Source organism: Streptomyces sp. NPDC014889 (assembly GCF_043081205.1).
GTDB lineage: Bacteria > Actinomycetota > Actinomycetes > Streptomycetales > Streptomycetaceae > Streptomyces.
Genome location: NZ_JBIBWH010000006.1, coordinates 224,087 through 247,688 on the forward strand (window position 1 = coordinate 224,087; position 23,602 = coordinate 247,688).

A 23,602-nucleotide genomic window follows, 5' to 3' on the forward strand; every position below is an offset into this window, starting at 1 on the left:
TCCTTCCTGGTGCCGGGGTCCGGCTCAGCTCAGCGGCGGTTGCGGGTCGGGATTGGGGTCGGGCACGTGCTGAAGGACCGAGCCCGGGATCAGGCCGGCCAGCGCCTCGTCCGGGGTTCCGGCGTCCTGCACGTAGACCGTGGAGTCGAGGACCCACCACGTGTAGCCGGGCCGCCCGAGCTCGGGGTACACGCAGACGGCGCCGTCCGTCAGTTCGGCCTCGGGCGGCAGGACCAGGCACGGGGTGCCCGGGCGGGGCGGGTAGCCGCGGCCCATGTAGGAGATGACGTCGGTGCGTTCCAGCAGCAGGTAGATCGGGTCGGGCAGGCGGGGCGTCTCCGGCTCGTCGGGCAGGTCGTCAGACACGGGGGACCACTTCCTCTCGGAGGAGAGCCCGGCGCACCTGGACGGTGATGGAGTGCCGGACGCGGTTGTCTTCGATGGGGATGCGGTCGATGTCCTGCACCCGCACGGAGTGGACGGGCGCGGGGTGCGCGGGGAGCTGGCATCCGTGGAGGGCGTGCGCGATGGCCTCGGCGAGCCCGTACCGCTCGGTCACGCGCGTGGTGCGCGCCCCCGTCTTCGTGCGGGCCTGCTGCACCAGGTCGACCGTGATGGTCTCCACGACGTTGATCTCTGCTGCCGGGTCGCCGAAGTCGCCGTTCGCGAGGCTGTCCATGCCCATCGGCATCGCCTCCTGGACGACGATGAACGGCGGCGCCTGGCCCTCGCGGGGGCCGTCACGGAAGACGGGCACCCCGAACTGGAGGCCCTCCAGCCGGGCCTTGACCGCGCCCGCAGTGGTGGCAGCCATCAGCGCCTCCCGATCTGCGAGGCGTGCGCCCGCCAGAAGATCGGCGTCATCTCGATCGCCGGGCGCAGGAACGGCTTCGCCTTCGTGCCGGGGTGGTTGACCTGCGCGACCGGATGCGCAGCGCCCGGCCAGTACAGGGCCTTCTTGTGCTTCGGCTTGATGACGTGCGGGGCGGTGCCGTACTCCACGGCCGCCGCGTAGTTGACGTTCGAGCCGACCACGTAGCCGACGTTCCGGCCGCCGCCCTCAGCGCGGGACACGATGCTGGAGCGCAGCCGGCCGGTGTCCACCGGCGCGCGCCTCCTCGCTTCGTTCTGCACGTCCATGCGGGTGCGGTCCACGGCGCGCTTCACGTCGTCGGACATGCGGCCGAAGTAGCGGCGCAGGCCCCGCTCGTAGGCGCGGGTGTTGATCTGCGCCGACACCTCGGACCGCATCCGTACCGCCACACGGGCACGCGCTCGGGCCATCACACACCCCCGATCAGGCTGGGGCCGCGGTTGAGGTAGCCCGCGAGGAGGGCGTCGACCTGCGTCGATCCGGTCGACGACGACGCGCCGACGGGCGTCGCCGACGGGGCGTCGTTCTCGATGGCGACGTTGTTGCCCTCGTCGTCCACCTGGAGCGAAGGGGCCTCGGCGGCGTCCGCGTCGGACGGCTGCGCCTTCGCCTGGAGGTCAGCGGCAAGCAGGGCGCACCCCTGCACCACCAGCAGCGGCGGCTCGTCGTAGCCGAACTCGCCGACCACCTTCACCTGCTCCGCGCCCCAGCGTTCCCACAGGCCGAGCCAGCCCCCGTTGTACGACTCGGCCCCCACGACCAGGTCGTCCCAGCCGCCCCACGCGAGGTGCACGGCGTCGACCTGTCCGAGCACGTCAGACGACGTGACCCGCCAGGCAGACGGCGGGATCGACGGCCCGTCGTCTGCTTCCAACACGGGCATGACCGCGGCGACTTGGCGGACGCGGCGCGGAAGGATGACCAGTCCATCCGCGCCGACGTCCGCCACCACCACCAGGTCAGTTGGTTCGAAGACCTGCTGCGTGTACCGCTCGATCGCCTCTTGGGCAGCCGTGATCCACGCGGCGACCTCGGCATCGCTGCCGGTGCACCCCGCGTCCTTCGCGGCTTCGATCGAGCAGTACGCCACAGGTCAGCCCTGCTCGCCCTCGGCGGCGTCCAGCTCGCGCTTCACGCCCTCCGTGATGACGGAGCCCTTGGTGACGATCTGCCGGGCGTGCCCGCCCGGGTGCTGGTGGACGACCGGGCCGGTCGGCGCGCCGGTGCCGGCGGCGTCGAGGGCGCGGTACGCGTCCTGCGGGGCGCGCTGCCCGACCCCCCAGCCTTCGCCTGCGTCGTACTCGCGGGTGGAGATGACGGCCGGGTTCGGCTGCTCCGGTGTCTCGGGTGTCTCGCTGGTCTTGCGTGCGGCCATGAGATGGCTCCTCACGTGGTGTGTGGGGGCGCGGCCGGGAAAACAGGCCGCGCCCGGAGGGGTCAGGACGTCGCGGCCTTGAAGGTGATCTTCACGAACGCGGCCGGGGTGTGCACGGCAACGTTCGCCCGCCGCTCGGCGAGGATGACCAGCGTGTTCTCGATGAAGAAGTTGCCGTGCGAGTCGGTCATGAGGATCGTGATCCCCTGCCGCTCCCACAGCGTCGCGCCCATCCTGAACCCGCCCAGAAGCGCGGTGCCCTGTGCCATGGCCACGCTGGTGACCACGGTCAGACCCCACAGGCGCATCGGCGCACCCTGGTCGGTCACGTTCGAGATCACCCGGAACTGGCCGTTGGCGTCCTCGTCGAGCTGGATGTCCTGCCAGTCGATGGGGTTCATGACCACGGCGTCCGGCGGGTACAGCGCCAGTTCGGCCTGCGTGCGCGCCTTCCGCACGGTGATGAGCTTGACGTCCGGGTCCTCACCGGCAGCGGGCGCCGGCGGCTGGTAGGAGCCGATGCCGGGCGTGGTGAGGATGCCCTGAACTTCGGTCGTCCCGTTGCCGTTCAGGATCTCCCTGTCGAGCTTGTACTCGAGGCCGTACGTCAGCCGCCCGTTGATGTAGCCCATCAGCTGGCCGTTGTCGTCCGCGGCCTGCCTCGTGATGGGCACCCAGTGGGCGACGGTCTTCAGCGTCGTGGTGATCGTGTCGAAGGAGAACGGCCCGGACATGGGCTTCGTCTTGCCCTCGCCGACGACCGCGGCCTTGTTCCACGTCGCCTGGGGGCCGGAGGTGTCCCGGAGGTACTCCAGCGTGGTCCCGTCCGACGTCTGCCGGTCCAGCAGGTTCGCCACCAGCAGCGGCAGGTCCGGGTTCTGCGGGATGATCCCCGGCACCCGCGTGTTCTGCTGCGGCACGGTGCCGGTGGTGACGGTGCCGGCCGGGGCGTCGCGGGTCTCGATCGGCTGGGAGAAGTCGAGGCCGAACTTGCCGCGCATGCCGCCCGCACGGTACGCATCGAGCGCCTTGGATCGGACGAATGCCTCGGCTACAGACACCGGGTCGGGGTTGCCGCGGTCGTCGGGCTGCATGCCGGGCTGCACGCGGGTGTCGGGGTCCGGGTCGCCGGCAGGCAGAGACGCTGCCTTCAGCGCGCGCAGCCGGGCGTCGCGCTGGTTGGCCTGCTCGATCTGCGCGGCAACCTGGTCGGCGCGCTGGAGGAGCTCGTCGACGTCGCCGTCGAAGTTGGGGTCTTGGAGCTGCGCGACGATCGCGTCGCGCTGCTCGGTCAGGGTGGGGGCGCCGCCCTTGATGGGGTAGATCGGTCGTCCGTCGCGGCGGCGACCGATGGGGCGCACCTTGGCGAAGTTGCCCATCGCGTGTCCCTTCCGGTCCGTGGACGGCTCGCAGCCGCCCATGTGGTCATGGGTGTCTGCGTCCGTCTGTCACGGCCGGTGGATCGCGCCCGGCATGCTCGCGGCTTTCACGTCCGGTGCGAGCGGCCCGGATGGGGCGAGGGTAGAACGATCACGGGGGTGCGCGCGGGTGGGGGCTGCAAGACGCCCCCCGGCGCGCGTCTACCTGCGTCGTCGGCCCCGTCGTCCACTGGTCGCGCTGTGCCGGGGCAGCGTCTTGTACGGGGCGCTCCGCTGGTTCCGGTGAGCCCACTTCCGGGCGAACGGCATCCGCCGCGCGAACATCGCCCTCCACTGCGCCTTGCTCACGAACCGACGCGCCATCGTCAGGCACCTCCCACGGTGGTCAGCCGGAGCCACGCCGCACGGCGCGCCCTCTCCTCCATCCGCTGCTCCTGCTCGGCTTCCGCCGCCCTACGCTCCTGCTCCTCACGGATCCGGTCCGCGATCGTCGGCGCGTCCACCTCGGCGTACAGATCCCCCAGCGCGCTGCGCACGGTCTTCAGCTTGCTGCCGGGCACCGCGGCCATGCGCGCGGTGATCTGGGAGACCTCCACCAGGCGAGCGCTGCGGATGTTCTCCAGCGCCTCCTTCCGGGCCTCCTCCTCCATCTCGTACAGCTTCTTCCAGTCCGGCAGGTCCGTGCGCACGAACCCGACGGACAGCTCCCGCGCCGAGCCGCTGCGCGCCATCACCCGCGCGTCCCGGCCCGCCGCGGTGTCGTCGTAGCGGCCCTCGATCCACAGGTGGTCGTTGCGCTCCTCCGCGCGGAATGTGCCCACGGGCTGGAAGGGGGAGTGCATGAACAGCAGGGCATAGTCCTGCTTGTCGAGGCCCTTGCGGAACACGCCGGGGTGGAACGTGGTCCCGTACGAGTCCTTCTTGCCGTAGCGGCAGGCGTACCCGGCGAAGCTGCCATCGTCGTCTTCGCCGACGCGCCACTGGACGTCTTCGAGACTGCGGAACTCGATCTCCATCACTGGCCTCCCTTGGCCTTGTTGAGGGCGTTCTCGGCGTACACCTCGGCCACGCCGCGCATGACGTCCCGGTGGCTGCTGCTGAGCTTGGGCGCGTATCGGTACACCGCCCGGCCCTTGCCGTCGCGGCCGTCGTACTCGTAGACGACCTGCCCGCGGCCGAACGTCATCAGCTTGGGCACGTCGCCGTTCCGGTCGGGCCGTACGACGATGTCCGTCTTCCCGTCGAACGGGCCCCGGCGCACCTCGGCGAACGGCACGCCCGGCGGGCAGTACGCGCCCTGGTACTGGGCATGCCCGGCGGGCTGGAGGATCGCACGGACCTCACCACGCAGCAACGTCGCCATCAGCAGTAGCACCTCCAGATCGCACGCAGGCAGCCATGGCAGCGCACGGTGTAGCCGTCTCGGTCGTATGCGCCCACGTACGTCTGCCACTTCCCGCAGCGGCAGCGGGGCAGGCTCTGTTGAGCCATGGTCAGGACTCCTCCGGCAGGTCGAGGGCGGCGCGGACCGCGGCGTCCTTGGACTCCAACAGCTTGCGGAGCGCGACGGTCGTCTCCGGTCCCGGGGGAAGCATCGTGTTCAGCCGGTGGGCCAGCTCCGAGAACGGCATTGACACCGCCTGGAGGCGGGGCGGGAGGTGGGTGAACTCGAAGTACCGCAGGATCGGCGGCATGGACTGCTCAGGCATGGTCAGGACTCCTCGAACTCGAAGGTCAGTGCGCACCGGCACTGGATGGACTGCGCGGCCGGGGCGGTCGGATCCGCCGGCCACCGGGACTTCGTGAGCGTGAACCGCTTGTTCATCGCGGCCGTGTTGCCGTTCTCCTGGCGGTGGGTCTCCCGGGTCCGCTGGTCGGCGGTCGCGAGCCACGTCTTGTGTGTGGCGCCGGAGTCGAGCGCGGCGAGGAACGAGGACTGGTTGTAGCCGCCCACGGTCTCCGTTCGCGCGATCATCGTTGCCCGGAAGCCGGACAGGTTGGTGAACACCTTCTGGAGCCGGGCGCGGAGCTCGGGCACGCTCTCGCCCTCGGCGACGCCGTGCGCGAGGATCTGCGAGCGGAGCACCTGCTCCGTCGTTGCGGTCACCTGCCCGGCCAGCTCGTCTATGCGGTCCCGGAGGGCGTCGGCGACGGTCGGCTCGTCCAGGTCGAAGTCGGCGGTGATGCTCGCGCCGCCGCGCTTCCACGCCCGCTCCACGAACGGGCGCAGCACCTGCCCGGTACGCCGCCGCCAGTACCGCCCGTCGAACAGGTCCCCGACCTTGATGCGCTCCTCCCAGCCGTCCGGGCCCGAGGCGACGTCCATGTCCGTGTACCGGGCGGCCGGCACCTGCTCCGGGTCCGGCGGGGCCAGGGTGAGGGACTGCTCGCGGGCGAGAGCGCAGGCGTGCGCCCGGGTCTCCTCCAGCCACGCCGCCGACCGCTCCGGCTTCTTCATCAGCCGGTCGAAGTCCCGCAGCACCCGCGCCTGCTGCTCCCGGGCGAGGGCCTGCACCGCTCGGCGGCCGGCGCCCTCCAGGTCGTCGTACGCCTCGTTGATCTCGGCGAGCGACGGTGACGACGGGGTGTCGTCCGCGCGCGTCAGCTCCAGGCGACGGGGCGTCGGACGGGCGTCGACCTGCGGCGACGGCCCACCCAGCAGCCGGGCCAGGGCGGCCTCCACGGCGCGTTCGACGACGTGCCCGACGTCCGGCGACGACGACGGCAGACGGGACCAGTCGGCGTCCCACGACCGCGCCTCGTCCGGCGTGGTCTGCCCCTGCACGGGGGCGAACTGCGCCCGGTACGGCGTGAGCGTGTGGGCGCCGAGCCCGCCGGGGAGCGGGTCCAGACCGAGGACCGCGCGGGCCTCGTCGATGGTCACGATGTCCGCGTACGCAGAGGCACGAGCCCGGGACGCTTTCGAGTCCTGCGATTCCTGGAGCGCCTCCACGCCGGACAGGTCGAACACCGCGTCCTCGGCATCCGACGGCAGCAGCCGCAGGTCGATCTCGCTGCCGATCATCTCCAGCTTCGGCTTGATCGTGTCCGACCACAGCGTGGCCTTCGCCGCCGCCCGGTTCTCGTACGTCGTCCCGGCCGCGAGGTAGTCGTGCGGCACGCCGAACGCCATCATGACCTCGGCCGAGTTGGCCATCCGCGACTCGAGGTAGGACATCTCCTCGGGGGTGAACGTCAGCCGCTCATAGCCGATACCCTTCCCGCCGGCCTGCCCGCCACCGCCTGGCGTGGACCGCACCAGCAGGTTCTTGCCCGCGTTCTCCGGGCCCTGCATGCTGCTGCGCCACGCGGCCTTCACCGCGTTGAACTCGGTCTCGTTCATGTCGCCGAGGTAGACGACGCCGGTCGGACGGGCCCCGTTCGCGTACGAGGAGCGCTGCCACTCCCGGGCGAACGCGTCCATGTCGACGGCGTGCCGTGCGGCCTTCCACGGGGCCAGGCAACCCAGCGGATCGAACGGGTGCGGATAGCGGAGCCACAGCATCTCTTCGGGCAGCACCGGCACCTGCACGCCGTCTGCCCGGCGGATGATGAACCCGACCAGGTCCGCGGTCGTCGGCCGCTGCGCGAGCGGCTTGTCCACGATGACGTCGACCTGGTCGAAGACGAGGTGTATCTCGCTGATCGGGCCGAGGCCGGTCTCACCGCGGTCCAGCCACACGAACGCCTGCCCTGCCAGTTCGGCCTGCTGAAGGACTAGCGACTTCAACGCGCGGGCGGACATGAAGGCGTTGGGCCGCTTGTTGAACAGCTGCGCGATGGGGTGGCCTTCGATGAAGGATCCGTCCGGGCGTGCCACTTCGAGGGGGACGGAGGAGCCGTTGTCGGCGATCGCGGCGACGCACCGGTACGCCACGGCCGAGTTGGCGTAGCCGCGGGCCTCGGCGTCCAGGGCAAGCGTCAACGACTGCTGACCGCCGATCGACGCAACGGTGATCGGCTGCCGGTCCCGCAGCGCGCCCAAGCCACCGCCGGCGCGGGTCTCGGCTGCCCGGCGTAGGGCCTTGTTCCTGTAGGTGCTCATGGTCCTCCTATGCGACCGCGGCCGAGTTGCCCGCGGGCGCGAGCATGAGAGCAGTGAGGGCCCACACCACGGCGTCCAGCCGGTCCGGGCTGTCCTGCCCCGGTACCCACGTCGTCAGCTGGGTCTCCAGGTCGGGCAGGCTGTTGACGATGTGCGCAGCGTTCTGCGAGAACACGGCGGCCACGGGCTCGGCCCGGGTCACCTTGCCGCGGGTGGCGGTGACGGTGTCGTAGTTCACCGTGCGGTCGATCTGCCGCAGTGTCGTCCCGATCCACTCCCCGCCGTTGTTCGTCTCGGCGATGACGACGTCCGCCTTCCACGCGTGGTACGCCTCGGCCGCCTTCCGCATGCACTCCTCGGGGGACATGCGGCCGGACAGGTCATCGAGGACGTAGCCGTGTTGGCGGACGAACCCGTTGCGGTCGGGGATGTACGCCTGGCCGAGGCCGGCCACGATGAGGCCCATCTCGTCGGCGCCGTCACTGCTGGTGGCGGCCGGGTCGATGGCGATGACGATCCGTGCGAGGGGCGGCGCTGCGCCGACGCGTGTGCGGTCCAGGACGGCCCGCTTCCACAGGGTTCCTTCGATGTCCTTCAGCAGGATGCCGTCCAGTTCCTGCGCCTCCATCGCGGTGCCCGCCCACTTGCGGGTGAGGTGGTCGCGCTGCTCCTGCGGGAGGTGGATCGCGTCGCGGGTCCGGCCGCGGGTCACGATCACGTCGTCGCGGGCGTCCAGCTCGATGATCTCGGTGCGCGGCTTGGGCGTCGTGCTGGCGATGTAGTGCGGGTTCGGGCCGATGCGCAGGCCCATCTCGGAGTGGGTGATGGCGTCCTTCAGCCGCCGCATGGCCGCGGCCTCCTCCATCCACACCAGGCAGCGGTTACCGCCGGCGCGGAGGCGTTCCACGTCGTCCGGGCCGTGTGCCCCGAAGAGCTTGGCCTCGGCGCCGCTGGGCCAGCGGGCGAAGGTGCCGCCGGTGGTCTGGCGCAGCGTCACCCGGGGGTCGTGTGCCTTGAGCCCGGAGGGCCCGTTGACGCAGGCCTCGGCAGCGTCTCCCTGGGTGGGGGCGATGATGGCCATGCGGTGGCCGCCGGCCACTCGGGGGTCGCACGCGGGCCCGTTGACGTGGGCGACCATGTAGCGGGCGCAGCCGTCCGTCTTGCCGGTGCCGCGCCCGCCGAGCTGCAACCACCAGCCGAGGGTGGGGATGTGGTCGGGCGGGACCTGCCACGGGTAGGGCGTCCACCGGTCCCACCGGCGCTGCCAGTAGATCTCGGCCAGCTGCTCTTCGAGCACTTCGAGTTCGGCCGGGGAGAGCCCGGCCAGGTCGGTGTCAAGGTTCGCAAGGTCGACCGTCATGACTGGTCCAGCTCTGCGATCTTCTCGGCGAGCGCCTTGATGCGGGCGACGCGCTCGTCGGTGACCTTCACGTCGGTGCGCACCGGGGCGTACAGGCCGAGCAGCTTGGCCTGGTGGTCCAGGAGCCGGACGAGGGCTTCGTTGGAGCGGACGTCGCCCTTGACGACCTTCGGCATGAGCCCGGTGACCGCCACGTCGAGGATGGCCAGCTGCTCGCCGAGGTACTGCTGGTGCGCCTCGGAGGCCTCCTTCGCCAGCTGCTCCACGCCGCGCTTCCACGCGGTGTGCGCGTTCTTGACGTCGCAGCCGAGGCGCTCGGCGATCTGTTGGAAGGTGAGGCGTTCTTGGGTGCGCAGGATCACGGCCTGGTGCTGCCGCACGAGGCCGAGATCGTGTTGGGGTTGCCGCCGCGCCACCGTCACCTCCCTGCCTGGGAAGGTACGGATTTTGGGCGTCGTCCGATCTTGGGGGCTGCAAGACGCGGGTATGGCGGAGCCCCGCCGACGCTGGTCGACGGGGCTTTGTGGCGGTGCGGTCAGGCGGTGCGAGCGGGCTGCTTCAGCGCCTCGATGAACTTCGAGGCGGCCGGAGCGGTCTGCGCGAGCAGGGCGGGCGCGCTGGCAGCCACCCGATGCAGCGCCTCGGCGAGCGGCGTCAGTTCGCGTCCGGCGTTGTCGAGCGCGGCGCGGGCTTGCACGGCCAGCCGCTGCTGCAGCTCGGACGGCGGCGGTGCGGAGTGGCGGCGGTCAAGCTGGCTCAGGGCCCGCTCACGGTCGGGGTAGCGGCGGTAGCTCATGCTTCATCCTCTCGCGGAACGGGCGCCCCGTCAGCAGGCGTCGTACTTCCACGCGCCGCCCTCACGCGCCCACGGCTGCGCGTCCTGGTCGAACTTCGGCAGCCCCTTCACCTTGTACGACACGCGGGCCAGGTCCCCAGACACGTCGGGCTTCACGTCCGTCGCCGGATGATCCGGCCCGTACTCCTTCGCCGCCTGCTCCACGGTGGCCGCGTACATGTCCGGGCCCGCCTTGGCCTGGCAGCGCTTCGACAGGAAGGCGTATGCGCCCTTCCCGTCCCCTCCGAAGTAGAGGTCCGTGTACATGCTCACGACGCGTTCCAGTTCGGTGGCGGTGCCGGCCGCCGGGGCTGTGGTGGCGGGCTCGGCGGCTGGCGTGCTGCTCGCGGTGGTGGGGCTGCTCGGCTTGCTGGCGTCGTCGCCGCTGCTGGAGCAGGCGGTGAGCGCCGTGAGTGCGGCTATGGCGGTGAGCGTGGCGGTGGCGGTGCGGGTGCGCATGGTCCCCCCATGGATGGTGTGTGAAGAAAGCATGGTGCCACGGATGTGGTGAAGGGCCCCGCCGTGGGGGATTTCGGCGGGGCCCTGTGACCAGTCTGCTACGGGGGTGTGACAGTGGCGGGTGGTCAGCCGCGCCGATTCTCCTGCGGCGTGTCCGCGCGCTCCACGGTGATCTCCGCCCGTTCGTTCTCGCGCTGCGCCTGCGTCGGCGGGAAGTAGCCGCCGCGCGACGCCTGATACGTCGTCTCGTGCCCCTTCAGCCGGGGGTCGTCGGCGGGGATGGGGTGCTTGAATCCGAGTGCCATGATGGCGTCTCCGTCCTGTGGTTGGGATGGGACCGGGGCGGCCGGACGTCTTGGCGGATGACGGCCGCCCCGGGGTCTAGTGGTCGTCCAGGCGGTGGTGCCGGTGGACGTCGGCGAGGTCGTAGAGCACGACCCCGCCGTCGGTGCGCTTGATCCGCACGCTCTGTTGGTTGGTTGGTTGTCCCTGGTCAACGCCGTCAACAGGGGCAGGGGAGGAGTGCGGGGGGAGGGGCGGTAGGTCGTCCCGGTGTACGCCCACACCTGTGCGGGTGCCGTTACGGACGGCCCGGCGGACGGGCAGGTGGAGCGCCTCCAGCGCGCCGCGCGCCTCGTCCTTCGACAGCCCGGTCGCGGTGGCGAAGTCGGCGAGGAACACGTGCGGGTCGGCAAGCTGGTGCAGCACCTCCACGACGGCCTCACCGTGGTCCTCGTCGTCGGGCTCCTGGCCGTCGTCGGTCTGGCGGCGGCGAGCGAGCCAGGCGGTGGTGCGCTGCCAGCCGAGGCAGAGGAGGACGCCCACGACGACGTAGGCGGCCTCGGGGACGGCGGCGACGATCCCCCAGATGGCGAGCAGCAGGACGGTGGTGAGGACCAGGCGGGCGGTGCGCTCGCTCATCCCGTCCGACTCCCCCGCCGGCCCCGACTCCCCCGGCTCCCCCGGGCTGCTGGTCTCCTCGGGCTCGGTCATCCGAACACCCCGGTGAACCCGCTGCCGAGGAGGTTGGCGCCCGACCCGAGCGGGATCGCGGCCACCCCGGCGACGTTGCCGGACAGGGCAATCAGGACGCCCGCGACGCAGCCGAGGACGATCTTCGCGTTGGCCCGGCGGGGGCCCCACTTGAGGAGGCCGAGCAGGACGAGCGTGATCAGGAAGACGACGACGTACCCGCCGTCGGTGAGCACTAGCTGCTGCGCGCGGGTGACGTCCGGGGCGTTGCCGCCGATCCCCCACACCAGGGCTGCGTATCCAGCCACGTTGCCCGCCCACAGGGCGACCCAGGTGATACCGCCGAGGGCGGAGACGGAGCCGAGCGCGGCGAGCGCGGCGAGCATCCCGTACAGCACGGACAGCACGAACGGGACCAGGGCTCCGAGCCTGCGCTTCTCGCGCATGACCCAGCGCATGACGAACAGGATGATGATGCCGACGCCGAGGGCGACGCCGCCGAGGTTGATGGCCATGTAGGGCACAGCGGGGTCCTTCAGTGGAGGACGGCCACGGCGAGCGCGGCGATGGTGAGGATGAGGGCGCAGGTGCCGGTGATGGGGGGCACGGTGCGCGCGTCGAGGAGGGCCAGGCCGGCGAACCCGGCGACGGCCGCGGCGGCGAAGAACACGGCGAGGAGCACTGCGAGCACCCGGCTCACCCGGCCCGGTGGAGCTGCGTGGGCCGGGCGGGCAGAGCGGCAAGCTCGGGCTCGTGCTTCTCGATCTCGGCGCGGAGTACGCCGCGCAGGGTGGATGCGCCGGGCGGGGTGAGGTGGGCGGCCTCGAGGGCGGCGCGCATCTCGCCGGTGGTGGGCCGGTAGCCGTCGTCGTAGAGGGGGCGGAGGATGGCGCACCGGGGGTCGCTGTAGCGGATGGCGGGCCGCTCGGGCTGCGGCGCAGGCTGCGGCTGCTGCTCGGCGGCGGGGGGCTCGATGGCCTGCTGCTCCTGGACCGGCGGGACGGGCGGGGCCTGCTCCGGCTTGGGCGGTACGTGCAGCTGCTCCACGGTGACGACGGGCGCGGCCTGCGTCGTCTCGGGCCGGGACCCGAACCAGACGTGCAGCTGGCGCATGAGCGCGCCGAACGCGAACAGTGCGGCCACGGGCGGGACCGCGGCGACCACGTACTGGAGCGCGGGCCGGTCGACGCCGACGCCGGCGACGTTGAGGCCGATCGAGCCGAGGGCGCCGATCGCGGTGAGGGTGATGGCCCACCAGTCGACGGTGCGGAGGTAGGAGGCGCGGAGGATGAGGAGTTCGCCGGCGAGGTAGAAGAGGTCGAGGACGGCGGGCCAGGCCCATGCGCGGGCGGGGTCGATGCCGAGTCCGTTGCCTGCGGCGACGTCGTGGAGGTGGTGGTACGACAGCCAGAAGGCGATGCCGGTGATGGCGGTGATGAGGGTGGCTGCGCCGACGGCGAGGCCGAGTCCGTTGGTAGCCGCGGGGGGTGGGGTGTGCGTAGGCTGCTGCTCAGCCATGGAGGTCACTCTCCGGTGGTCAGAGCCCCGTTCGGTGTGTCCAGCACCTGCGGGGCTCGATTCGTTTGTGGCGTCGTCGGGCGTCGTCGGCCTGTCGTGACGCGGTGTCGGCTGGCCGACACCATGTCGGTTGACTGTACCCGACACGGCGGCGGGTGTGCAGACCTACGCTCCAGCGGGGAGGTGACCGGCGTGGCGGACGAGGAGCGGGACGAGGCGCGGGCGGCGGCGGATGAGGTGCTCGCGGGGGTGCGGGCTGCGCTGCGTGGGCTGGAGGCGATCCCGGACGCGGCCGTGCGGGCGCAGGCGGCGGGGCTGGTGTTGCGGGAGTGGCCGGGTGAGCGGGGTCTGGCGACGGAGATCCGGCAGCAGGCGGTGGCCTATCTGCACGAGGAGCTGGGGCTGGACTTCCCGGCGATCGGCCGGCTGATTGGGACGGACCGGTCGCGGGCGTGGCGGGTGTGGAAGGGCATGAGCTGACGACGACGCCCCGTCACCTGCCGTCGTCGGGCGGGGTGACGGGGCGTCTGGCCTGCGTCGTCAGCTGTGGGGCTGCGCCGTGGAGGTCGTGTAGGCGAACGCCTCCGCCAGGTGGTTCAGGGCCTCTGCCGCTGACGTGGAGGTGGCCTCCTTGGTGACCGCCTCGGCGGTCTGGGTGATGGCCTTGTACAGGGCGAGGCGTGCCTCTTCCTTGGCGGTGTCGATCTGGGCCATGGTGCTCCTTGGTCTGGTCGTGCTGGTGGTGTGGTGCTTACCCGTTGATACGTCTGGTGCGTCAGTTCGGTTCCGTGGTGGGCGGTTTGGGCTGCTCGGTGCTGTCCAGGGCGGCGTCCAGACGCTCGCGCAGGTGGATCAGCCCGGGGTGGTGGTGGCGGAACCATGTCGCTGTGTCACGCACCCGCTCGATGGCGGCCTCGGCCCGCTCGGCGCGCTCACGCAGCGTCGTCGTGCGGCGCTTCAGCAGCTCCTTTGCCGCTCGAATCGCCGAGAGGCTTATGCGCTCCTGCCGCTGCGCCTCGGCGCGCGCGGTGTCGGCCTCTCGCACCTCGGCGTCCATCAGGTCCCGGAGCGCGGCGACTTCCCCGGGGGTGAGGTTGCTGCGGTCGGCGCGGGCGAGGAGGTTGTGCAGTCGTGCGCGGCGGGCGGTGCGCTGCGCGTCCTCGTCGGCGGCCGGGGCCGGGCGCATGTCGGCGGGGTACTGGGTGCAGCCGCCGCAGATGCCGCCGATGACCGGGGCGTTCGGGTGCTGCGCGCAGGGGGCGGCCGGGGCCTCCACGCCGAGGATGCGCCACGGGTCCACCGGCTCGGGCCGCTCGCCGGGGATGAACTCGGCGCAGCCACAGTGGCGGTTCTCGTCGTCCTTGCGCTCGCACCAGCCAGGCCTGTCGTGCCAGTTGTACGCGTGCCCGCACGCAGCGCAGGGTGTGGCGAGGGCGACGGGGCGTCCGTGGACGACGGCGACGCCTGGCGACACATCGACGACGGCAGTCGACGGGGCGTCGGCGGCGGCCGGGGCCTGGCGCATGTGCTCGCGGGTGATGTGGTCGGCGATCTCCGTGCGCGGGATCATCACGGTCGGCGCGCACTCCGGGCACGGCACGCGTACCTCGATCCGGCCCGCGATCGGGCTGGTGAAGTCTGGAGCGACGGGCGTCGTCGGGGCGTCGTCGGTGGCGTCGGGTGTCAGGGCGAAGTCGCTCTGTCGGGTGTCGGCGAGGCGCTTGACCTGCGCTGACAGGGCGTCGATGGCGCGGGCGACGGCCCGCGCGTCCGGGCTCAACTGGCTCATGGTGTCGGCCTCTCAGTCGGCGTAGGTGAGGCGCTCGTCGTACTCAGCGCACGCGCAGTCGCAGGTGTGGGAGCGCTCGCAGGGGCAGGGCTCGCAGCAGTAGTGCGTGCCGCAGTCGGGGCAGAGGGTGCGGCCGCAGTCTTCGCAGTCGTTCACGTGGTCTGGTCCTTCCGGGTGCAGTGGTCGGGGTCGTGCTGCGCGCCGTGGGTCTCCCACGAGGTGAGGCAGCAGGCGGTGGTCAGCTGGTGCCAGGCGAGGGCGAGCTCGTCGGCGAGGGCGCCGGCGTGGGGGCCGGGTGGGCGTGCGGCGTGCTCGGCGACGGTGGCGGTCTGCCGGCGGGTGCGGTAGCCGAGGCACCAGCCGGTGGGGAGCGCCAGGACGAGGGTGAGGGCGGCGAGGGCGCAGATGGTCAAGGCTTCCTCCGGGGCGGGCGGTGGCCGAGGGCGAGGGTGGTGGTGACGGCGGTGAGGACGACGTAGGCGAGGACGGCGAGCATCAGTGGGCCTCAGCTCGCGAGGGGGAACGCCTGTGCGGCCACAGGAGCCCCGTGTACGGCCTCAGCCGCCCCGGACGCCCCGGAAGCGCTGCGAGGCCGCTGGAGCCGTCGCCCCGCCCTCGCACGACGCGCCGCAGCCGACTGACGGCGCATCGCCGACAAACACAGTTCACAGGCGGGCTCCCCGATCCGCCGGTGCAGCCCGTACCCCGTCGGCGACCCGCCCTTCGCATGCTCGGCGTCCAGCCGCTCCCTGCGCGCGGCCAGGAGGTGCGCCTCGAACGCCGCCGTACACGAGGCGCACGGCTGCTCCCGGTAGCTGAAGTGCGCGTGGTACGCCGGCACCGACCCACACGCCTGCCGCAACCGGCCCTGCTCGTCGAACCGCCACGGCCGGCCATCCGCAAACGAGCGCCGGTCCGCGGCCGTGGTGCCGCCCCACACCCCGTCAGGGACACGCTCCTCGATGGCGTACGCGGCGCACTCGGTGCGGATGGGGCAGGCCTGGCAGGCGCGGACCGCGGCGTCACGGTCGCGGGCGGACTCGGCGAAGAACAGGTCGGGGTCGATGCGGCAGGGCAGGCCGGGGGTGCGGGCGGTCAGCTGGGGCAGGGTGGTCATGGTCGCGCTCCCGGGGGGTTGGTCGTGGGGCGGTTGGCTGCGCCGGTCAGGCGGTGGCGAACAGGTCGAGCTGTTCGGTCTCCTGGGGTGCTGCGCTGGGCCGCGGTACGGGCTGGTGGCAGTGGCAGTTGCAGCGGGTCCAGCACCGCCGGTCGGCGAGGTACACGGTGGCGTCGCCGCGGTGGAGGCCGAAGGCGCCCTCGCAGGGGAAGGGGCCGAAGCCACGGCCGATGACGGTCTCTTCCTCGTAACCGCCCCAGGCGATCCACTGCTCATGGCCGCACTCGTCGTGCTGGCCGTGCTCGCAGGCGTTGGATACGCCCTGGCACGGGCATTCGGCGGAGGCGGGCGGGATCTCGCGGGGCGCCAGGACGTGTTTCCGGACCCAGGCGGCCTGTTCGGACGTCATGCGGTGTGCCTTCCGTGGGTGGTGGCGTGCTTGGCGAGGTACTGCTCGCAGCCGTGGCAGAGGGCGCGGCCGGGACGGATGAGGGGGATCTCGCACTCGCGGCAGCGGCCGAACGCGGGCGCGGGCTGCTCACCGCGCTCGGCGGCCTGCGGCGTGGGCGTGCCCTGCGGGCCTTCACCCCTCGAGGAATCGTCTTCTTCGGCGGCCTCGCCCGCGCGCTGCTGTGGCTGAGGTGAAAGCCCAGCCATGTTGTGGTCGGTGTGGGGGTCCCTACCGGAGGTAGGGGTGGGCTTGGTAGGCGCGTCAGTGGACGCTGTCCGGAGCGCGTCCACTGACGCTGTCCGGGGGCGTCCATGGACGCTGTCCGGGGTGGCTTCGAAGGGTTCGGAACCCCCGCCACGGACGCTGTCCGGAACCCTGTCCGTCGTCGCTGTCCGGACCGCGTCCGTGGACGCTGTCCGCTCCTCTGCGAACGCCTCGGCCTTCTTCTTGGCGTACGCCTTCCGCTGCCGGGTCTCGGTCATGTGATGGATGTGCGCGGACCAGTTGAGCGCGCCACCCAGCGGCATGAGGAGCTGGTAGACCGCCGAGGTGTTCGGCCGGCGCTTCCGCTGGAGGACGCCGACGCCCATGAGGACCTTCACCGCGCGGGTGACGGTCTCCTGCGAGCAGCCTGCGAGGGTGGCCAGGGTCTCCCGGGAGGGGAACGCGTTCGTCCCGTCCTTGTCGGCGAACGTGGCGATCCAGACGCCGACGCCGACGACGCGGGCCACCTCGGGCATGCGGACGCGCAAGGCCTCGTCCCGCAGGGCGTTGATCCACGCGGTGCTCACCCACTGCACGCCGTCGTCGCTGCTCAAGTCGATCTCTTCTCAGGTGTGGTGCGGAACCGATCCGGCAAGATCCGCCCGGGGCGCGGGTGGTGGTGCGCCCCGGGCGGCGCGGGGTCAGCGGACGAACTCGGCGCGGCGGCGCTCCTCCTGGCGCCGCTTGTGCTCCTTCAGCTCGTCCTCGGACGGCTTGGAGCGGGTGACGTCGAGGAGGGCGGCGTCCGGGCGCTGCGGGCCCTCACCGACCTCGTCCAACGTCCCGTCGATCTGCCGGCCCCTCCACATGGCGCGCTTGGCGTCGGCGAGGGCGGCGGCGTCGTCGTCGGACCGGGCGACCTCGCAGCCGGTGACGCGGACCTTGACCTGCGGGTCCTTGTCCTCGTCCTCGGCGTGCCCGGTGTAGCTCTTGGAGGTGAGTTCGACGATGGCGAAGACGACCTTGCCGGGCTTCTCGAAGAGGCTGCGGCGCATGTCGCGGGTCATGGAGGCTTCGATGGCGGCGGCGGCCGAGTCGAGCTTGACCTCGGGGACGTCGGCGGGGCTGAGCTTGGGCATGGTGTTCCTTCCGGGTTCGGTGGTGCGTGGGCGTGGGGGTCAGAGGGCGTTGGCCATGACGTGGGCGAGGGCGAGGCCGAAGCGCTGCCGGTCGCGCTCGCTCATGTCGGAGTGGAAGGCCATGTGCAGGCGGACGAGGGGGTGACCGTCGCCGTCGAGGTTGAGGACGTTCGGCGAGGGCTCCAGCCCGTCAGCGCCGAGGTTCACGGCCCACTCGGACACGTCGGCCGCATTCGTCAGCAGGTCGTCGACGGCGCGCTGCGCGGCCTCGAAGTCCTCCTCGCTGAGCTGGTTCCAGGCCCGGCCCATCCCGATGGGCTCGCCGGTCTCCGGCTCCAGGTCGACGACGGTGGAGGGGATGGGCTTGCCGTCCATCTGCTCGCCGATGCCCATGAAGTCGTGGTCGCAGCTGGCGGTGTGGTGCTGGCGGGCGGCCTCGGCGCGCAAGTCGTCGTCGGTGTACGGGCGGTCGCTCATGTGGTCTGTCCGTTCTGGTGGTAGGCGTCGGCCGCCTCAGCGGCCTGACGGGCGAGGGCCTCCTCAGCGCACGTCTTGTGCGCCGGGGAGCGGTGGGAGTCCCGCATCTGCGTGGGGAATCCGCAGTACCGGCACGGGCGCGGACCGGTGTGGTCCCAGTGGCTGGAGTCGGTCCAGTCGAGGAGCTGGCCCGGCCGGTACTCGGGCTCCGTGGGCGGGGCGCGGCGACGGCCGCGGCGGGCCGTCACACCGACCCGCCGAAGATTGCGTCGAACAGGACGTCGACGCGCGCGTTGGCCTCGCGCATGGGCCGGTCGGCGAGGTGCTCGCCAGCAATGCAGCCGTGCATGCCGCAGGTAGGCAGCGGCTTGCCTACAGGCTCGCGCCCGTAGTGGAGCTGGAAGGCTGCTCGCGGCGCGGGAATGCGCTGGCCGCCGTGCAGGACGAGCGGAGTGTTGCTGCGGGCGTCGCGGTAGCCGGTCCAGCGCACGTGTTCGTCGTCCAGGGGCTCGCTGTTCCCTCGGAGGACGTCCACGAGCGAGGGGTACTTGCTGCGCTTCCCGCGGCGGGGTGCAGGCAGGCCGAGGGCTTCTCGGGTTCGCCGGACCGTGGCGCGGTCGATGCCCAGCTCCTGAGCGATCTGCCTCTCGGGTTTGCCCGTCTTGAGTAGCTCAGCGACGTCGGCGCGGACCTTCATCGGGTCACCGCCCCGTAGCCGAGGGGGTCCTCGCCGGGGGCCAGGCCGCGGACGACGAGGACGAGTTGCCCGCCCTTCACGACCTTGCCGAGGCGCATGTCCGGGCCGACGACGCGCGTGTGGTCGTCGTCGTCGAACAGGCCCGCGTCCACCAGTCCGTCCACGGCCGCCTTAAAGGAGCCGTACCAGTTGGCCGGGTCACGGCGGCGGCCGTACGTCGACGGGCAGAGCACGCCGAGGATGTGCGCGCGCTGGAACAGCGGGCCGGGCTTGGCGGCGGCGAGCGCGTCCATGAGTGACGGGCACTCGGACACGGCTTCCATCGCGGCCTCTCGAATCTTCTTCGTGAGGCGGGCGCGGGCTTTCTCGTGCATGCGCTGGTTGGCGTTGATCAGGTCGAGGCCGGCGGGCAACTCGATGACGTAGGGCCGGGGCCCGGCCGCCGTGGTGGCGGCCGGAACCTCGGGCTCGAACAGGGACGGCGTGGTCACTGGGCACCGCCGACGGGGGTGAAGGTGCGGCACGTCCAGCAGCGCCGGCCGTCCGAGTAGTAGGCGTGCAGCCGGTCCTGCCGCTCGGCGGGGCACCATCCGATGTCGTTCGCCGGGACCTCCTGCGGGCGCAGCAGGGCAGCGAGCGGCACGGTCTCCTCAGCGGCCGGGGCCGCGCGGTGGGCGCCGGTCGGGGCGAAGTACCAGCGGGACGCGAGCGCGATGCTGGCCAGGGCGAGCAGGAGGATGAGCGCGCCGAGCGCGATGGTCCACTCACTCACGACGCACCGCCGTCACGCAGCTCGCGCGCGTGGTCGATGCCCTGCCAGTTGTCGACGCCCGCGGCCTCCAGCGCGGACAGCCAGGCGTCCCGCTGCTCCAGCTCAGCAATCCGGGCCTGGAGCTTGGCCACGTCCTCCCCGCCAGCTTCCAACGCCGCCGGGCTGGTGACCCCCGGGAGGGCCAGCGTCCCTGACTGCCAGGCCGCAGCGATCGCCTCACGGCCGCCCGGCTTGAACCGCAGCGAGTGGTTCCGGGACCGGGTGGCCTTCACCTCAACGCCCGGCACGTCGTGCAGTTCCCCGGTCTCCTTGTTCACGACCCGGGCCACACCGGCCGCCGTCATCTCGGCGAGGAGCTTGTCGGCGAACGCCGCGCGCACCTCGGCGACGAACCGCCGCTGGATCTCGTCGGGGAAGGCCTCCATCACCCACGCCTGGAAGGCGTCCGGGTCGGTGATCTTCGCCTCGGGCTTCGGGTCGGTGAGCGACAGGGTGGCGATCGTCGTGCCGTCGGGCAGCTTTGCGACGACCTGGCGGGTGCCGCTCTGCTCCTCGGCATGGTCAAGCCCGGTCTGCGTCTGCGCCCGGATGGCCTTGAGCCGGTCGGTGACGGTGTCGGCGAGGGCCTTCAGGGTGGCCTCTTCGAGGCCGAGTTCACGGAGGTTGCTCATGCTGCGGCGCTCCCGGTCATGAGGTCGCGGGCCTGCCGGAACTCGGCGGCGGTGCCCTGCTCGATGGGGTGGCCGAAGGCGGTCTCGAACTGCGCGGGGAGGCCGTCGGCGAAGTTGACGGCGCGGGCGGCCTCCCACATGGAGTCGAGGGCGGTCTGCCGCTCGTTGGGCCCGGTGGCCGGCATGGCGCCGGGGCGCTGCTGCTGCGCGGCCGGGGCCGCCGACGGGGCGGGGGCGGGCTGTTCCTGCTGCGGGACGGCGCGGGCGGGCGGCGGCGTCGGATCCGGGTCGGGCACGGCGGCGGGCCGGGTCGGCTCGGGCTCGGGCTCGCTCGACGTGACGTCCGGCTCGGGTTCGACGGGCGGGTCCTCGGGCTTGGCCTCGTCCTGCCCTGCGACCGGGCCCTTGATGGTGAGGTGCGGGTGGGCAGCCGACCAGAGGACGACCGGGTTCGTCTTGCCCCCGTTGTAGAGGGACAGGCCGAAGGCGTCGCCCAAGTTGACGGCCGCGCGCTTGAGCGACTGCGAGTCGGCTTCCTTCACGGCGCCGTCGTGCGCGTCACCAAGGGACGGTTGGTTCTGCGCGTCGCCCGTCGCCACACCGTCGAAGGTGGCGATCGGCCGGCCCGCGATGTCCTTCACGGTCAGCCGCTGGTGGACGCGGTACGCGACGGTCCACCGGGACTTGCCGCCGTTGTTGGCCGGGTGCTCGATCTCGCGGATCAGGTCGATCGAGACCAGCTCGGTGTCGTAGCCGCCGAAGCCGAAGACGCGGATCAGGAAGCGGCGCACGTCCCACTGCTGGACGTGGGCGAACCCCTTCGGGTTGAAGCCCACCCGGTCGCTGTGCAGCGCGGAGTACAGCACCTTCAGCTGCTGATCGGTGAGCCTGCTGGTCAGCTCAGTCATGACGGGTTCCCCTTGGTGGTGCGGAGCGTGTAGTAGCGGGCGTTGGGCTGGTTGTGGAGCCGCATCAGGCCCTGGTGGGCGCGGCGGGACAGGAACGCGCGGGCGTCCTCGCGGTACAGGCGGCGGCCGTAGCGGACGGCGTACAGCTGCTGCACGCGGGCGGTGGTCCACTGGCCGCCCCAGGTGCGGATGGCGGTGTCGAGGACGCGGTCCCAGTCGTGCGGCCAGCCGGGGGCGGGGCCGGCGGCCGGGGCCTGAGCCCCGGCCTGCGCGGTTGCGGTCGTCATCAGACGTTGCCGCCCTTCCTGGTCTTGAGCGTGAAGTACTGGCGGCCCGGCTCCTCGTGCCGGAGCAGATGGCCCCACGCGGCGAGGTCACGGAGGTCACCGCGGGCGACGGTGCGGATCCGGGTCCAGGTGGCGCCGGGCGGGCCGAGGCGGGCGTCGCGGTAGAACTGGGCGGCGCGGGTGGTGGTCCACCGGCCGCGGCCGGTGCGGATGGCGTCGAGGAGCCTGCCGACGCGACCGGTCGGCCCGGTGGGGGTGGCGTCGGCCGGGTGGCTGCTCTTCCCCTCAGCGTGGGCGGCGGCGTCGTCGCTGGCGTGGTGGTGCAGCAGGCGGCGCACCTCACCCATGTCCGCGTCATCCGAGCGGACCACGATGCGGAGGGTGCGGACGAGCTCCCGGTACATGGCCAGCTCGCCGTCGTACGCCTGGCCGTCCTCGGCGAGCACCTCGGCGCGGTAGGCGTCGACCACGGCCGCGGGCGTCACGGGCGTGAAGCCGCGACCCTCGGTCCACTCCCGGACGATCATGACCAGGGTTTCGCGCTGCTCGCTCATCGCGCGACCCCCTTCGGCTCCTCGAGGTGCCAGGCCAGGACCAGCAGCCACGCCGCCAGCGTCAGCCGGGCCCGCCGTGCCGTGCGCTCGGCGGCGGCGCGGGCGGGCTCCAGGTCGACGTGCGGCAGGCGCGGCGTCAGGTCGTGGTCCAGCGAGAGGATCAGCAGCGCGCCGGGGATGAACGAGCCGACCCCGATGCTCGCGGCGGTCAGCCACTCCGTGGCAGTCGCGGCGGCCATCACTCGTCACCGTCCGGGTCGTACTCGGAGGCGACCTCCAGCGGCTTCACCACGTAGCCCGTGCGCCAGGTGCGCCCGCGCTCCATGCCGCTCGGGGTGGCGTGCACGAACAGCTCCTGCTCGCCGTCCTCCGGCTGGTCGCCGGTGTCCTCGCCCTCACGCCACCAGAGCGACACCTTCGTGCTCTCGTCGTACTCGCGGCGCAGCTCGGTCTCGCAGTGCTTCCGCGCCTCGGCGGCCGTGGCGTACAGGCCCATCACGATCGACTCGTGCGACGCCCGGTACACCGTGCCCTGCGCGGCCTCCAGCTCGGCGATGCGAGCCTCGGCGTCCACGACGCGGCGCAGCACGTAGGCCGCACGCTCGCCCATGTACGCCGAGAGGTTGAGGCAGTAGAAGTCCTCCCACTTCGGGTGGTCGTGGTCGCGCCGGTCACGGACCGACTGAGCGAACGACACCAGCAGTGCGGAACTCGCGGGCTTCGCGTCACCGATCAGCTCGCTGATGGCGTCGCGCTGCTCCTGGGTGAGGAAGTCGCGGTCGCTCACTGGGCACCGCCCGTCTGCTGCCGCTGCCCAGCGAGGAGGGCGCGCAGGCGCTGCACCTGCGGCGTCACGTCCTCCTCGGCGCGCAGGTCCTCGGCGGCCGGGGTCAGCGCGTAGGCGATGGGGTCCTCGTCCACCGGCCGGTCCGACTCGGCAAGCCGGGCCTCCAGCTCGGCGACCCGGCCCAGCAGCCACTCGACGGCCGGGGCCACCCGCTCGTGGATCTCCACCTCGGCCGGGATCCGGCGCGGCTCACCGGTCGGGGAGAGCAGGCCGCGCATCTCCAGCAGGTCCGCCTCGGCCTTCACCAGCCGGGCCCGGCGCCGCTCAATGCGGGCCATCAGCTTGGTGATCGTCTCGCCGTCTTCGCGGTGCCAGCGCAGCAGCTTCTCGAACTCGGCAGCGGTCTCCGGCGACTGGAGCAGGCGGGCGGAGTCCAGCGCGATCGCCAGGCTCGCCGGGATGCTCTTGCCCTGCTCCATGGCGGCGGCGATCACGCCCGCCGCAGCGTTCACGGCTCGGGTGTTCACGCGGCCACCGCCGGAACCTGGTGAACGCACTGCGCGGTCTTCGCCTGCTCCGCCGTCAGCGGCACACCGAAGCCCGTCATCTCGAACGGCACCCCGCAGAACACGGACTCAACGGACAGCCACACGTGCTCGTCCGACGTCGCGTGCAGGGCCACGGCCGACGTCTCGATCCCCAGCGCCGCCCGCCACTGCTCGAACGCCTGCGGGTTGTCGAACTGGATGGCCAGCGTCGCCGGGGTGGACAACACCGGCTGGTGGATCTTGATGTACCCGCCGGGCAGCGTGCCCAGCATCTCGGTCAGCGTGACCAGCGCCTCCACGGCGGCACGCTGCTCGCCGATCAAGCGCGGCTGCCGGAACGACCTCGAGGTCGGTTCGGTAATCTCAGTGCCCATCGGGGCCTCT

42 protein-coding genes are annotated in these 23,602 nt (G+C 72.1%); 1 reads left to right on the forward strand and 41 read right to left on the reverse strand.

From position 1 onward, the window contains the following. Positions 1 to 24: 24 nt before the first annotated feature. The 20 genes from ACF09J_RS13785 to ACF09J_RS13880 all read right to left on the reverse strand — a co-directional run bounded on the left by ACF09J_RS13785 (position 25) and on the right by ACF09J_RS13880 (position 12,817). Positions 25 to 366, reverse strand: coding sequence for a hypothetical protein (locus ACF09J_RS13785; protein WP_392305610.1), 342 nt, complete (start codon positions 364 to 366; stop codon positions 25 to 27). Next, the gene (locus ACF09J_RS13790; RefSeq protein WP_392305611.1) at positions 359 to 814 is read right to left on the reverse strand and encodes a hypothetical protein; all 456 of its coding nucleotides are present in this window, start codon (positions 812 to 814) and stop codon (positions 359 to 361) included. The genes ACF09J_RS13785 and ACF09J_RS13790 overlap by 8 nt, the downstream gene beginning before the upstream one ends. Next, positions 814 to 1,284, reverse strand: coding sequence for an HK97 gp10 family phage protein (locus tag ACF09J_RS13795; protein ID WP_392305612.1), 471 nt, complete (start codon positions 1,282 to 1,284; stop codon positions 814 to 816). Before ACF09J_RS13795 ends, ACF09J_RS13790 begins: the two co-directional genes overlap by 1 nt. Next, positions 1,284 to 1,964: a hypothetical protein gene (locus ACF09J_RS13800; protein WP_392305613.1), complete on the reverse strand. Its 681-nt coding sequence runs from the start codon at positions 1,962 to 1,964 to the stop codon at positions 1,284 to 1,286. Before ACF09J_RS13800 ends, ACF09J_RS13795 begins: the two co-directional genes overlap by 1 nt. 3 nt (positions 1,965 to 1,967) lie before the next feature. After that, positions 1,968 to 2,249 (reverse strand): hypothetical protein, encoded by a 282-nt coding sequence (locus ACF09J_RS13805; protein WP_392305614.1) that lies wholly within the window; start codon positions 2,247 to 2,249, stop codon positions 1,968 to 1,970. A gap of 62 nt (positions 2,250 to 2,311) precedes the next feature. Continuing rightward, on the reverse strand, positions 2,312 to 3,628 hold the full coding sequence (locus ACF09J_RS13810; RefSeq protein WP_392305615.1) for a phage major capsid protein: 1,317 nt from the start codon (positions 3,626 to 3,628) through the stop codon (positions 2,312 to 2,314). 365 nt (positions 3,629 to 3,993) lie between these two features. After that, positions 3,994 to 4,644 (reverse strand): HK97 family phage prohead protease, encoded by a 651-nt coding sequence (locus ACF09J_RS13815; RefSeq protein ID WP_392305616.1) that lies wholly within the window; start codon positions 4,642 to 4,644, stop codon positions 3,994 to 3,996. Further along, positions 4,644 to 4,991 carry a hypothetical protein gene (locus ACF09J_RS13820; RefSeq protein WP_392305617.1) on the reverse strand — a complete coding sequence of 116 codons (348 nt, stop codon included), beginning with the start codon at positions 4,989 to 4,991 and terminating at the stop codon, positions 4,644 to 4,646. The genes ACF09J_RS13815 and ACF09J_RS13820 overlap by 1 nt, the downstream gene beginning before the upstream one ends. Then, the gene (locus ACF09J_RS13825; protein WP_392305618.1) at positions 4,991 to 5,119 is read right to left on the reverse strand and encodes a hypothetical protein; all 129 of its coding nucleotides are present in this window, start codon (positions 5,117 to 5,119) and stop codon (positions 4,991 to 4,993) included. The genes ACF09J_RS13820 and ACF09J_RS13825 overlap by 1 nt, the downstream gene beginning before the upstream one ends. 2 nt (positions 5,120 to 5,121) lie before the next feature. Beyond that, complete coding sequence (locus ACF09J_RS13830) at positions 5,122 to 5,337, reverse strand: hypothetical protein (RefSeq protein WP_392305619.1); 216 nt, start codon at positions 5,335 to 5,337, stop codon at positions 5,122 to 5,124. A gap of 2 nt (positions 5,338 to 5,339) precedes the next feature. Then, positions 5,340 to 7,673 carry a phage portal protein gene (locus ACF09J_RS13835; protein ID WP_392305620.1) on the reverse strand — a complete coding sequence of 778 codons (2,334 nt, stop codon included), beginning with the start codon at positions 7,671 to 7,673 and terminating at the stop codon, positions 5,340 to 5,342. 7 nt (positions 7,674 to 7,680) lie between these two features. Further along, complete coding sequence (locus ACF09J_RS13840; protein ID WP_392305621.1) at positions 7,681 to 9,033, reverse strand: terminase large subunit domain-containing protein; 1,353 nt, start codon at positions 9,031 to 9,033, stop codon at positions 7,681 to 7,683. Beyond that, the gene (locus tag ACF09J_RS13845) at positions 9,030 to 9,413 is read right to left on the reverse strand and encodes a sigma factor-like helix-turn-helix DNA-binding protein (protein ID WP_392305622.1); all 384 of its coding nucleotides are present in this window, start codon (positions 9,411 to 9,413) and stop codon (positions 9,030 to 9,032) included. Before ACF09J_RS13845 ends, ACF09J_RS13840 begins: the two co-directional genes overlap by 4 nt. A 155-nt stretch (positions 9,414 to 9,568) precedes the next feature. Continuing rightward, positions 9,569 to 9,829 carry a hypothetical protein gene (locus ACF09J_RS13850; RefSeq protein ID WP_392305623.1) on the reverse strand — a complete coding sequence of 87 codons (261 nt, stop codon included), beginning with the start codon at positions 9,827 to 9,829 and terminating at the stop codon, positions 9,569 to 9,571. A 30-nt stretch (positions 9,830 to 9,859) separates the two neighbouring features. Beyond that, a complete protein-coding gene (locus ACF09J_RS13855; RefSeq protein WP_392305624.1) occupies positions 9,860 to 10,327 on the reverse strand; it encodes a hypothetical protein in 468 nt (155 codons plus the stop codon). Positions 10,328 to 10,452: 125 nt separating this feature from the next. Continuing rightward, positions 10,453 to 10,632, reverse strand: coding sequence for a hypothetical protein (locus ACF09J_RS13860; protein ID WP_392305625.1), 180 nt, complete (start codon positions 10,630 to 10,632; stop codon positions 10,453 to 10,455). Positions 10,633 to 10,708: 76 nt separating this feature from the next. Continuing rightward, positions 10,709 to 11,320, reverse strand: coding sequence for a hypothetical protein (locus ACF09J_RS13865; protein ID WP_392305626.1), 612 nt, complete (start codon positions 11,318 to 11,320; stop codon positions 10,709 to 10,711). After that, complete coding sequence (locus tag ACF09J_RS13870; protein ID WP_392305627.1) at positions 11,317 to 11,823, reverse strand: hypothetical protein; 507 nt, start codon at positions 11,821 to 11,823, stop codon at positions 11,317 to 11,319. Before ACF09J_RS13870 ends, ACF09J_RS13865 begins: the two co-directional genes overlap by 4 nt. 11 nt (positions 11,824 to 11,834) lie before the next feature. Then, positions 11,835 to 11,990: a hypothetical protein gene (locus ACF09J_RS13875; protein WP_392305628.1), complete on the reverse strand. Its 156-nt coding sequence runs from the start codon at positions 11,988 to 11,990 to the stop codon at positions 11,835 to 11,837. Between the two features lie 5 nt (positions 11,991 to 11,995). After that, positions 11,996 to 12,817 (reverse strand): DUF2637 domain-containing protein, encoded by an 822-nt coding sequence (locus ACF09J_RS13880; protein WP_392305629.1) that lies wholly within the window; start codon positions 12,815 to 12,817, stop codon positions 11,996 to 11,998. Positions 12,818 to 13,009: 192 nt separating this feature from the next. On the opposite strand from ACF09J_RS13880, the gene ACF09J_RS13885 reads away from it, so the two are divergent. Next, positions 13,010 to 13,297: a hypothetical protein gene (locus tag ACF09J_RS13885; RefSeq protein WP_392305630.1), complete on the forward strand. Its 288-nt coding sequence runs from the start codon at positions 13,010 to 13,012 to the stop codon at positions 13,295 to 13,297. A gap of 60 nt (positions 13,298 to 13,357) precedes the next feature. Here the strand turns inward: ACF09J_RS13885 and ACF09J_RS13890 are convergent, their stop codons facing one another. The 21 genes from ACF09J_RS13890 to ACF09J_RS13990 all read right to left on the reverse strand — a co-directional run bounded on the left by ACF09J_RS13890 (position 13,358) and on the right by ACF09J_RS13990 (position 23,592). Then, positions 13,358 to 13,531: a hypothetical protein gene (locus tag ACF09J_RS13890; protein WP_392305631.1), complete on the reverse strand. Its 174-nt coding sequence runs from the start codon at positions 13,529 to 13,531 to the stop codon at positions 13,358 to 13,360. 61 nt (positions 13,532 to 13,592) lie between these two features. Continuing rightward, complete coding sequence (locus ACF09J_RS13895) at positions 13,593 to 14,606, reverse strand: hypothetical protein (RefSeq protein ID WP_392305632.1); 1,014 nt, start codon at positions 14,604 to 14,606, stop codon at positions 13,593 to 13,595. 12 nt (positions 14,607 to 14,618) lie between these two features. Beyond that, a complete protein-coding gene (locus tag ACF09J_RS13900) occupies positions 14,619 to 14,762 on the reverse strand; it encodes a hypothetical protein (RefSeq protein WP_392305633.1) in 144 nt (47 codons plus the stop codon). Continuing rightward, on the reverse strand, positions 14,759 to 15,019 hold the full coding sequence (locus ACF09J_RS13905) for a hypothetical protein (protein ID WP_392305634.1): 261 nt from the start codon (positions 15,017 to 15,019) through the stop codon (positions 14,759 to 14,761). Before ACF09J_RS13905 ends, ACF09J_RS13900 begins: the two co-directional genes overlap by 4 nt. A gap of 92 nt (positions 15,020 to 15,111) precedes the next feature. Beyond that, entirely contained in the window at positions 15,112 to 15,723 is a 612-nt protein-coding gene (locus ACF09J_RS13910; RefSeq protein ID WP_392305635.1) for a WhiB family transcriptional regulator, read from the reverse strand. Positions 15,724 to 15,769: 46 nt separating this feature from the next. After that, the gene (locus ACF09J_RS13915) at positions 15,770 to 16,132 is read right to left on the reverse strand and encodes a hypothetical protein (RefSeq protein WP_392305636.1); all 363 of its coding nucleotides are present in this window, start codon (positions 16,130 to 16,132) and stop codon (positions 15,770 to 15,772) included. After that, the gene (locus tag ACF09J_RS13920) at positions 16,129 to 16,992 is read right to left on the reverse strand and encodes a helix-turn-helix domain-containing protein (RefSeq protein ID WP_392305637.1); all 864 of its coding nucleotides are present in this window, start codon (positions 16,990 to 16,992) and stop codon (positions 16,129 to 16,131) included. The genes ACF09J_RS13915 and ACF09J_RS13920 overlap by 4 nt, the downstream gene beginning before the upstream one ends. 87 nt (positions 16,993 to 17,079) lie before the next feature. Beyond that, positions 17,080 to 17,517 carry a hypothetical protein gene (locus tag ACF09J_RS13925; protein WP_392305638.1) on the reverse strand — a complete coding sequence of 146 codons (438 nt, stop codon included), beginning with the start codon at positions 17,515 to 17,517 and terminating at the stop codon, positions 17,080 to 17,082. Positions 17,518 to 17,556: 39 nt separating this feature from the next. Next, positions 17,557 to 17,994 (reverse strand): hypothetical protein, encoded by a 438-nt coding sequence (locus ACF09J_RS13930; protein ID WP_392305639.1) that lies wholly within the window; start codon positions 17,992 to 17,994, stop codon positions 17,557 to 17,559. Further along, positions 17,991 to 18,242: a hypothetical protein gene (locus ACF09J_RS13935; RefSeq protein ID WP_392305640.1), complete on the reverse strand. Its 252-nt coding sequence runs from the start codon at positions 18,240 to 18,242 to the stop codon at positions 17,991 to 17,993. The genes ACF09J_RS13930 and ACF09J_RS13935 overlap by 4 nt, the downstream gene beginning before the upstream one ends. After that, positions 18,239 to 18,691, reverse strand: coding sequence for a helix-turn-helix domain-containing protein (locus ACF09J_RS13940; RefSeq protein WP_392305641.1), 453 nt, complete (start codon positions 18,689 to 18,691; stop codon positions 18,239 to 18,241). The genes ACF09J_RS13935 and ACF09J_RS13940 overlap by 4 nt, the downstream gene beginning before the upstream one ends. After that, positions 18,688 to 19,182 (reverse strand): hypothetical protein, encoded by a 495-nt coding sequence (locus ACF09J_RS13945; RefSeq protein WP_392305642.1) that lies wholly within the window; start codon positions 19,180 to 19,182, stop codon positions 18,688 to 18,690. The genes ACF09J_RS13940 and ACF09J_RS13945 overlap by 4 nt, the downstream gene beginning before the upstream one ends. Continuing rightward, the gene (locus tag ACF09J_RS13950; protein WP_392305643.1) at positions 19,179 to 19,463 is read right to left on the reverse strand and encodes a hypothetical protein; all 285 of its coding nucleotides are present in this window, start codon (positions 19,461 to 19,463) and stop codon (positions 19,179 to 19,181) included. The genes ACF09J_RS13945 and ACF09J_RS13950 overlap by 4 nt, the downstream gene beginning before the upstream one ends. Then, positions 19,460 to 20,134, reverse strand: a complete 675-nt coding sequence (locus ACF09J_RS13955) for a hypothetical protein (protein ID WP_392305644.1) — start codon at positions 20,132 to 20,134, stop codon at positions 19,460 to 19,462. Before ACF09J_RS13955 ends, ACF09J_RS13950 begins: the two co-directional genes overlap by 4 nt. After that, entirely contained in the window at positions 20,131 to 21,042 is a 912-nt protein-coding gene (locus ACF09J_RS13960) for a Rad52/Rad22 family DNA repair protein (protein ID WP_392305645.1), read from the reverse strand. The genes ACF09J_RS13955 and ACF09J_RS13960 overlap by 4 nt, the downstream gene beginning before the upstream one ends. Further along, the gene (locus ACF09J_RS13965) at positions 21,039 to 21,329 is read right to left on the reverse strand and encodes a hypothetical protein (RefSeq protein WP_392305646.1); all 291 of its coding nucleotides are present in this window, start codon (positions 21,327 to 21,329) and stop codon (positions 21,039 to 21,041) included. The genes ACF09J_RS13960 and ACF09J_RS13965 overlap by 4 nt, the downstream gene beginning before the upstream one ends. Beyond that, the gene (locus ACF09J_RS13970) at positions 21,329 to 21,883 is read right to left on the reverse strand and encodes a hypothetical protein (RefSeq protein ID WP_392305647.1); all 555 of its coding nucleotides are present in this window, start codon (positions 21,881 to 21,883) and stop codon (positions 21,329 to 21,331) included. Before ACF09J_RS13970 ends, ACF09J_RS13965 begins: the two co-directional genes overlap by 1 nt. Further along, positions 21,880 to 22,122 (reverse strand): hypothetical protein, encoded by a 243-nt coding sequence (locus ACF09J_RS13975; protein WP_392305648.1) that lies wholly within the window; start codon positions 22,120 to 22,122, stop codon positions 21,880 to 21,882. The genes ACF09J_RS13970 and ACF09J_RS13975 overlap by 4 nt, the downstream gene beginning before the upstream one ends. Then, positions 22,122 to 22,670: a hypothetical protein gene (locus ACF09J_RS13980; protein ID WP_392305649.1), complete on the reverse strand. Its 549-nt coding sequence runs from the start codon at positions 22,668 to 22,670 to the stop codon at positions 22,122 to 22,124. The genes ACF09J_RS13975 and ACF09J_RS13980 overlap by 1 nt, the downstream gene beginning before the upstream one ends. After that, complete coding sequence (locus ACF09J_RS13985; protein WP_392305650.1) at positions 22,667 to 23,197, reverse strand: hypothetical protein; 531 nt, start codon at positions 23,195 to 23,197, stop codon at positions 22,667 to 22,669. The genes ACF09J_RS13980 and ACF09J_RS13985 overlap by 4 nt, the downstream gene beginning before the upstream one ends. After that, on the reverse strand, positions 23,194 to 23,592 hold the full coding sequence (locus tag ACF09J_RS13990; protein ID WP_392305651.1) for a hypothetical protein: 399 nt from the start codon (positions 23,590 to 23,592) through the stop codon (positions 23,194 to 23,196). Before ACF09J_RS13990 ends, ACF09J_RS13985 begins: the two co-directional genes overlap by 4 nt. Positions 23,593 to 23,602 lie beyond the last annotated feature (10 nt).

Excerpts from the sequence above, each read along its gene's own strand:
- ACF09J_RS13790 (WP_392305611.1), bottom strand. The coding sequence starts at position 814 with ATGGCTGCCACCACTGCGGGCGCGGTCAAGGCCCGGCTGGAGGGCCTC.
- ACF09J_RS13795 (WP_392305612.1), bottom strand. The coding sequence starts at position 1,284 with ATGGCCCGAGCGCGTGCCCGTGTGGCGGTACGGATGCGGTCCGAGGTG.
- ACF09J_RS13805 (WP_392305614.1), bottom strand. The coding sequence starts at position 2,249 with ATGGCCGCACGCAAGACCAGCGAGACACCCGAGACACCGGAGCAGCCG.
- ACF09J_RS13810 (WP_392305615.1), bottom strand. The coding sequence starts at position 3,628 with ATGGGCAACTTCGCCAAGGTGCGCCCCATCGGTCGCCGCCGCGACGGA.
- ACF09J_RS13815 (WP_392305616.1), bottom strand. The coding sequence starts at position 4,644 with ATGGAGATCGAGTTCCGCAGTCTCGAAGACGTCCAGTGGCGCGTCGGC.
- ACF09J_RS13820 (WP_392305617.1), bottom strand. The coding sequence starts at position 4,991 with ATGGCGACGTTGCTGCGTGGTGAGGTCCGTGCGATCCTCCAGCCCGCC.
- ACF09J_RS13825 (WP_392305618.1), bottom strand. The coding sequence starts at position 5,119 with ATGGCTCAACAGAGCCTGCCCCGCTGCCGCTGCGGGAAGTGGCAGACG.
- ACF09J_RS13830 (WP_392305619.1), bottom strand. The coding sequence starts at position 5,337 with ATGCCTGAGCAGTCCATGCCGCCGATCCTGCGGTACTTCGAGTTCACC.
- ACF09J_RS13835 (WP_392305620.1), bottom strand. The coding sequence starts at position 7,673 with ATGAGCACCTACAGGAACAAGGCCCTACGCCGGGCAGCCGAGACCCGC.
- ACF09J_RS13840 (WP_392305621.1), bottom strand. The coding sequence starts at position 9,033 with ATGACGGTCGACCTTGCGAACCTTGACACCGACCTGGCCGGGCTCTCC.
- ACF09J_RS13850 (WP_392305623.1), bottom strand. The coding sequence starts at position 9,829 with ATGAGCTACCGCCGCTACCCCGACCGTGAGCGGGCCCTGAGCCAGCTT.
- ACF09J_RS13855 (WP_392305624.1), bottom strand. The coding sequence starts at position 10,327 with ATGCGCACCCGCACCGCCACCGCCACGCTCACCGCCATAGCCGCACTC.
- ACF09J_RS13860 (WP_392305625.1), bottom strand. The coding sequence starts at position 10,632 with ATGGCACTCGGATTCAAGCACCCCATCCCCGCCGACGACCCCCGGCTG.
- ACF09J_RS13865 (WP_392305626.1), bottom strand. The coding sequence starts at position 11,320 with ATGACCGAGCCCGAGGAGACCAGCAGCCCGGGGGAGCCGGGGGAGTCG.
- ACF09J_RS13880 (WP_392305629.1), bottom strand. The coding sequence starts at position 12,817 with ATGGCTGAGCAGCAGCCTACGCACACCCCACCCCCCGCGGCTACCAAC.
- ACF09J_RS13890 (WP_392305631.1), bottom strand. The coding sequence starts at position 13,531 with ATGGCCCAGATCGACACCGCCAAGGAAGAGGCACGCCTCGCCCTGTAC.
- ACF09J_RS13895 (WP_392305632.1), bottom strand. The coding sequence starts at position 14,606 with ATGAGCCAGTTGAGCCCGGACGCGCGGGCCGTCGCCCGCGCCATCGAC.
- ACF09J_RS13910 (WP_392305635.1), bottom strand. The coding sequence starts at position 15,723 with ATGACCACCCTGCCCCAGCTGACCGCCCGCACCCCCGGCCTGCCCTGC.
- ACF09J_RS13915 (WP_392305636.1), bottom strand. The coding sequence starts at position 16,132 with ATGACGTCCGAACAGGCCGCCTGGGTCCGGAAACACGTCCTGGCGCCC.
- ACF09J_RS13925 (WP_392305638.1), bottom strand. The coding sequence starts at position 17,517 with ATGCCCAAGCTCAGCCCCGCCGACGTCCCCGAGGTCAAGCTCGACTCG.
- ACF09J_RS13930 (WP_392305639.1), bottom strand. The coding sequence starts at position 17,994 with ATGAGCGACCGCCCGTACACCGACGACGACTTGCGCGCCGAGGCCGCC.
- ACF09J_RS13940 (WP_392305641.1), bottom strand. The coding sequence starts at position 18,691 with ATGAAGGTCCGCGCCGACGTCGCTGAGCTACTCAAGACGGGCAAACCC.
- ACF09J_RS13955 (WP_392305644.1), bottom strand. The coding sequence starts at position 20,134 with ATGAGCAACCTCCGTGAACTCGGCCTCGAAGAGGCCACCCTGAAGGCC.
- ACF09J_RS13960 (WP_392305645.1), bottom strand. The coding sequence starts at position 21,042 with ATGACTGAGCTGACCAGCAGGCTCACCGATCAGCAGCTGAAGGTGCTG.
- ACF09J_RS13965 (WP_392305646.1), bottom strand. The coding sequence starts at position 21,329 with ATGACGACCGCAACCGCGCAGGCCGGGGCTCAGGCCCCGGCCGCCGGC.
- ACF09J_RS13970 (WP_392305647.1), bottom strand. The coding sequence starts at position 21,883 with ATGAGCGAGCAGCGCGAAACCCTGGTCATGATCGTCCGGGAGTGGACC.
- ACF09J_RS13975 (WP_392305648.1), bottom strand. The coding sequence starts at position 22,122 with ATGGCCGCCGCGACTGCCACGGAGTGGCTGACCGCCGCGAGCATCGGG.
- ACF09J_RS13990 (WP_392305651.1), bottom strand. The coding sequence starts at position 23,592 with ATGGGCACTGAGATTACCGAACCGACCTCGAGGTCGTTCCGGCAGCCG.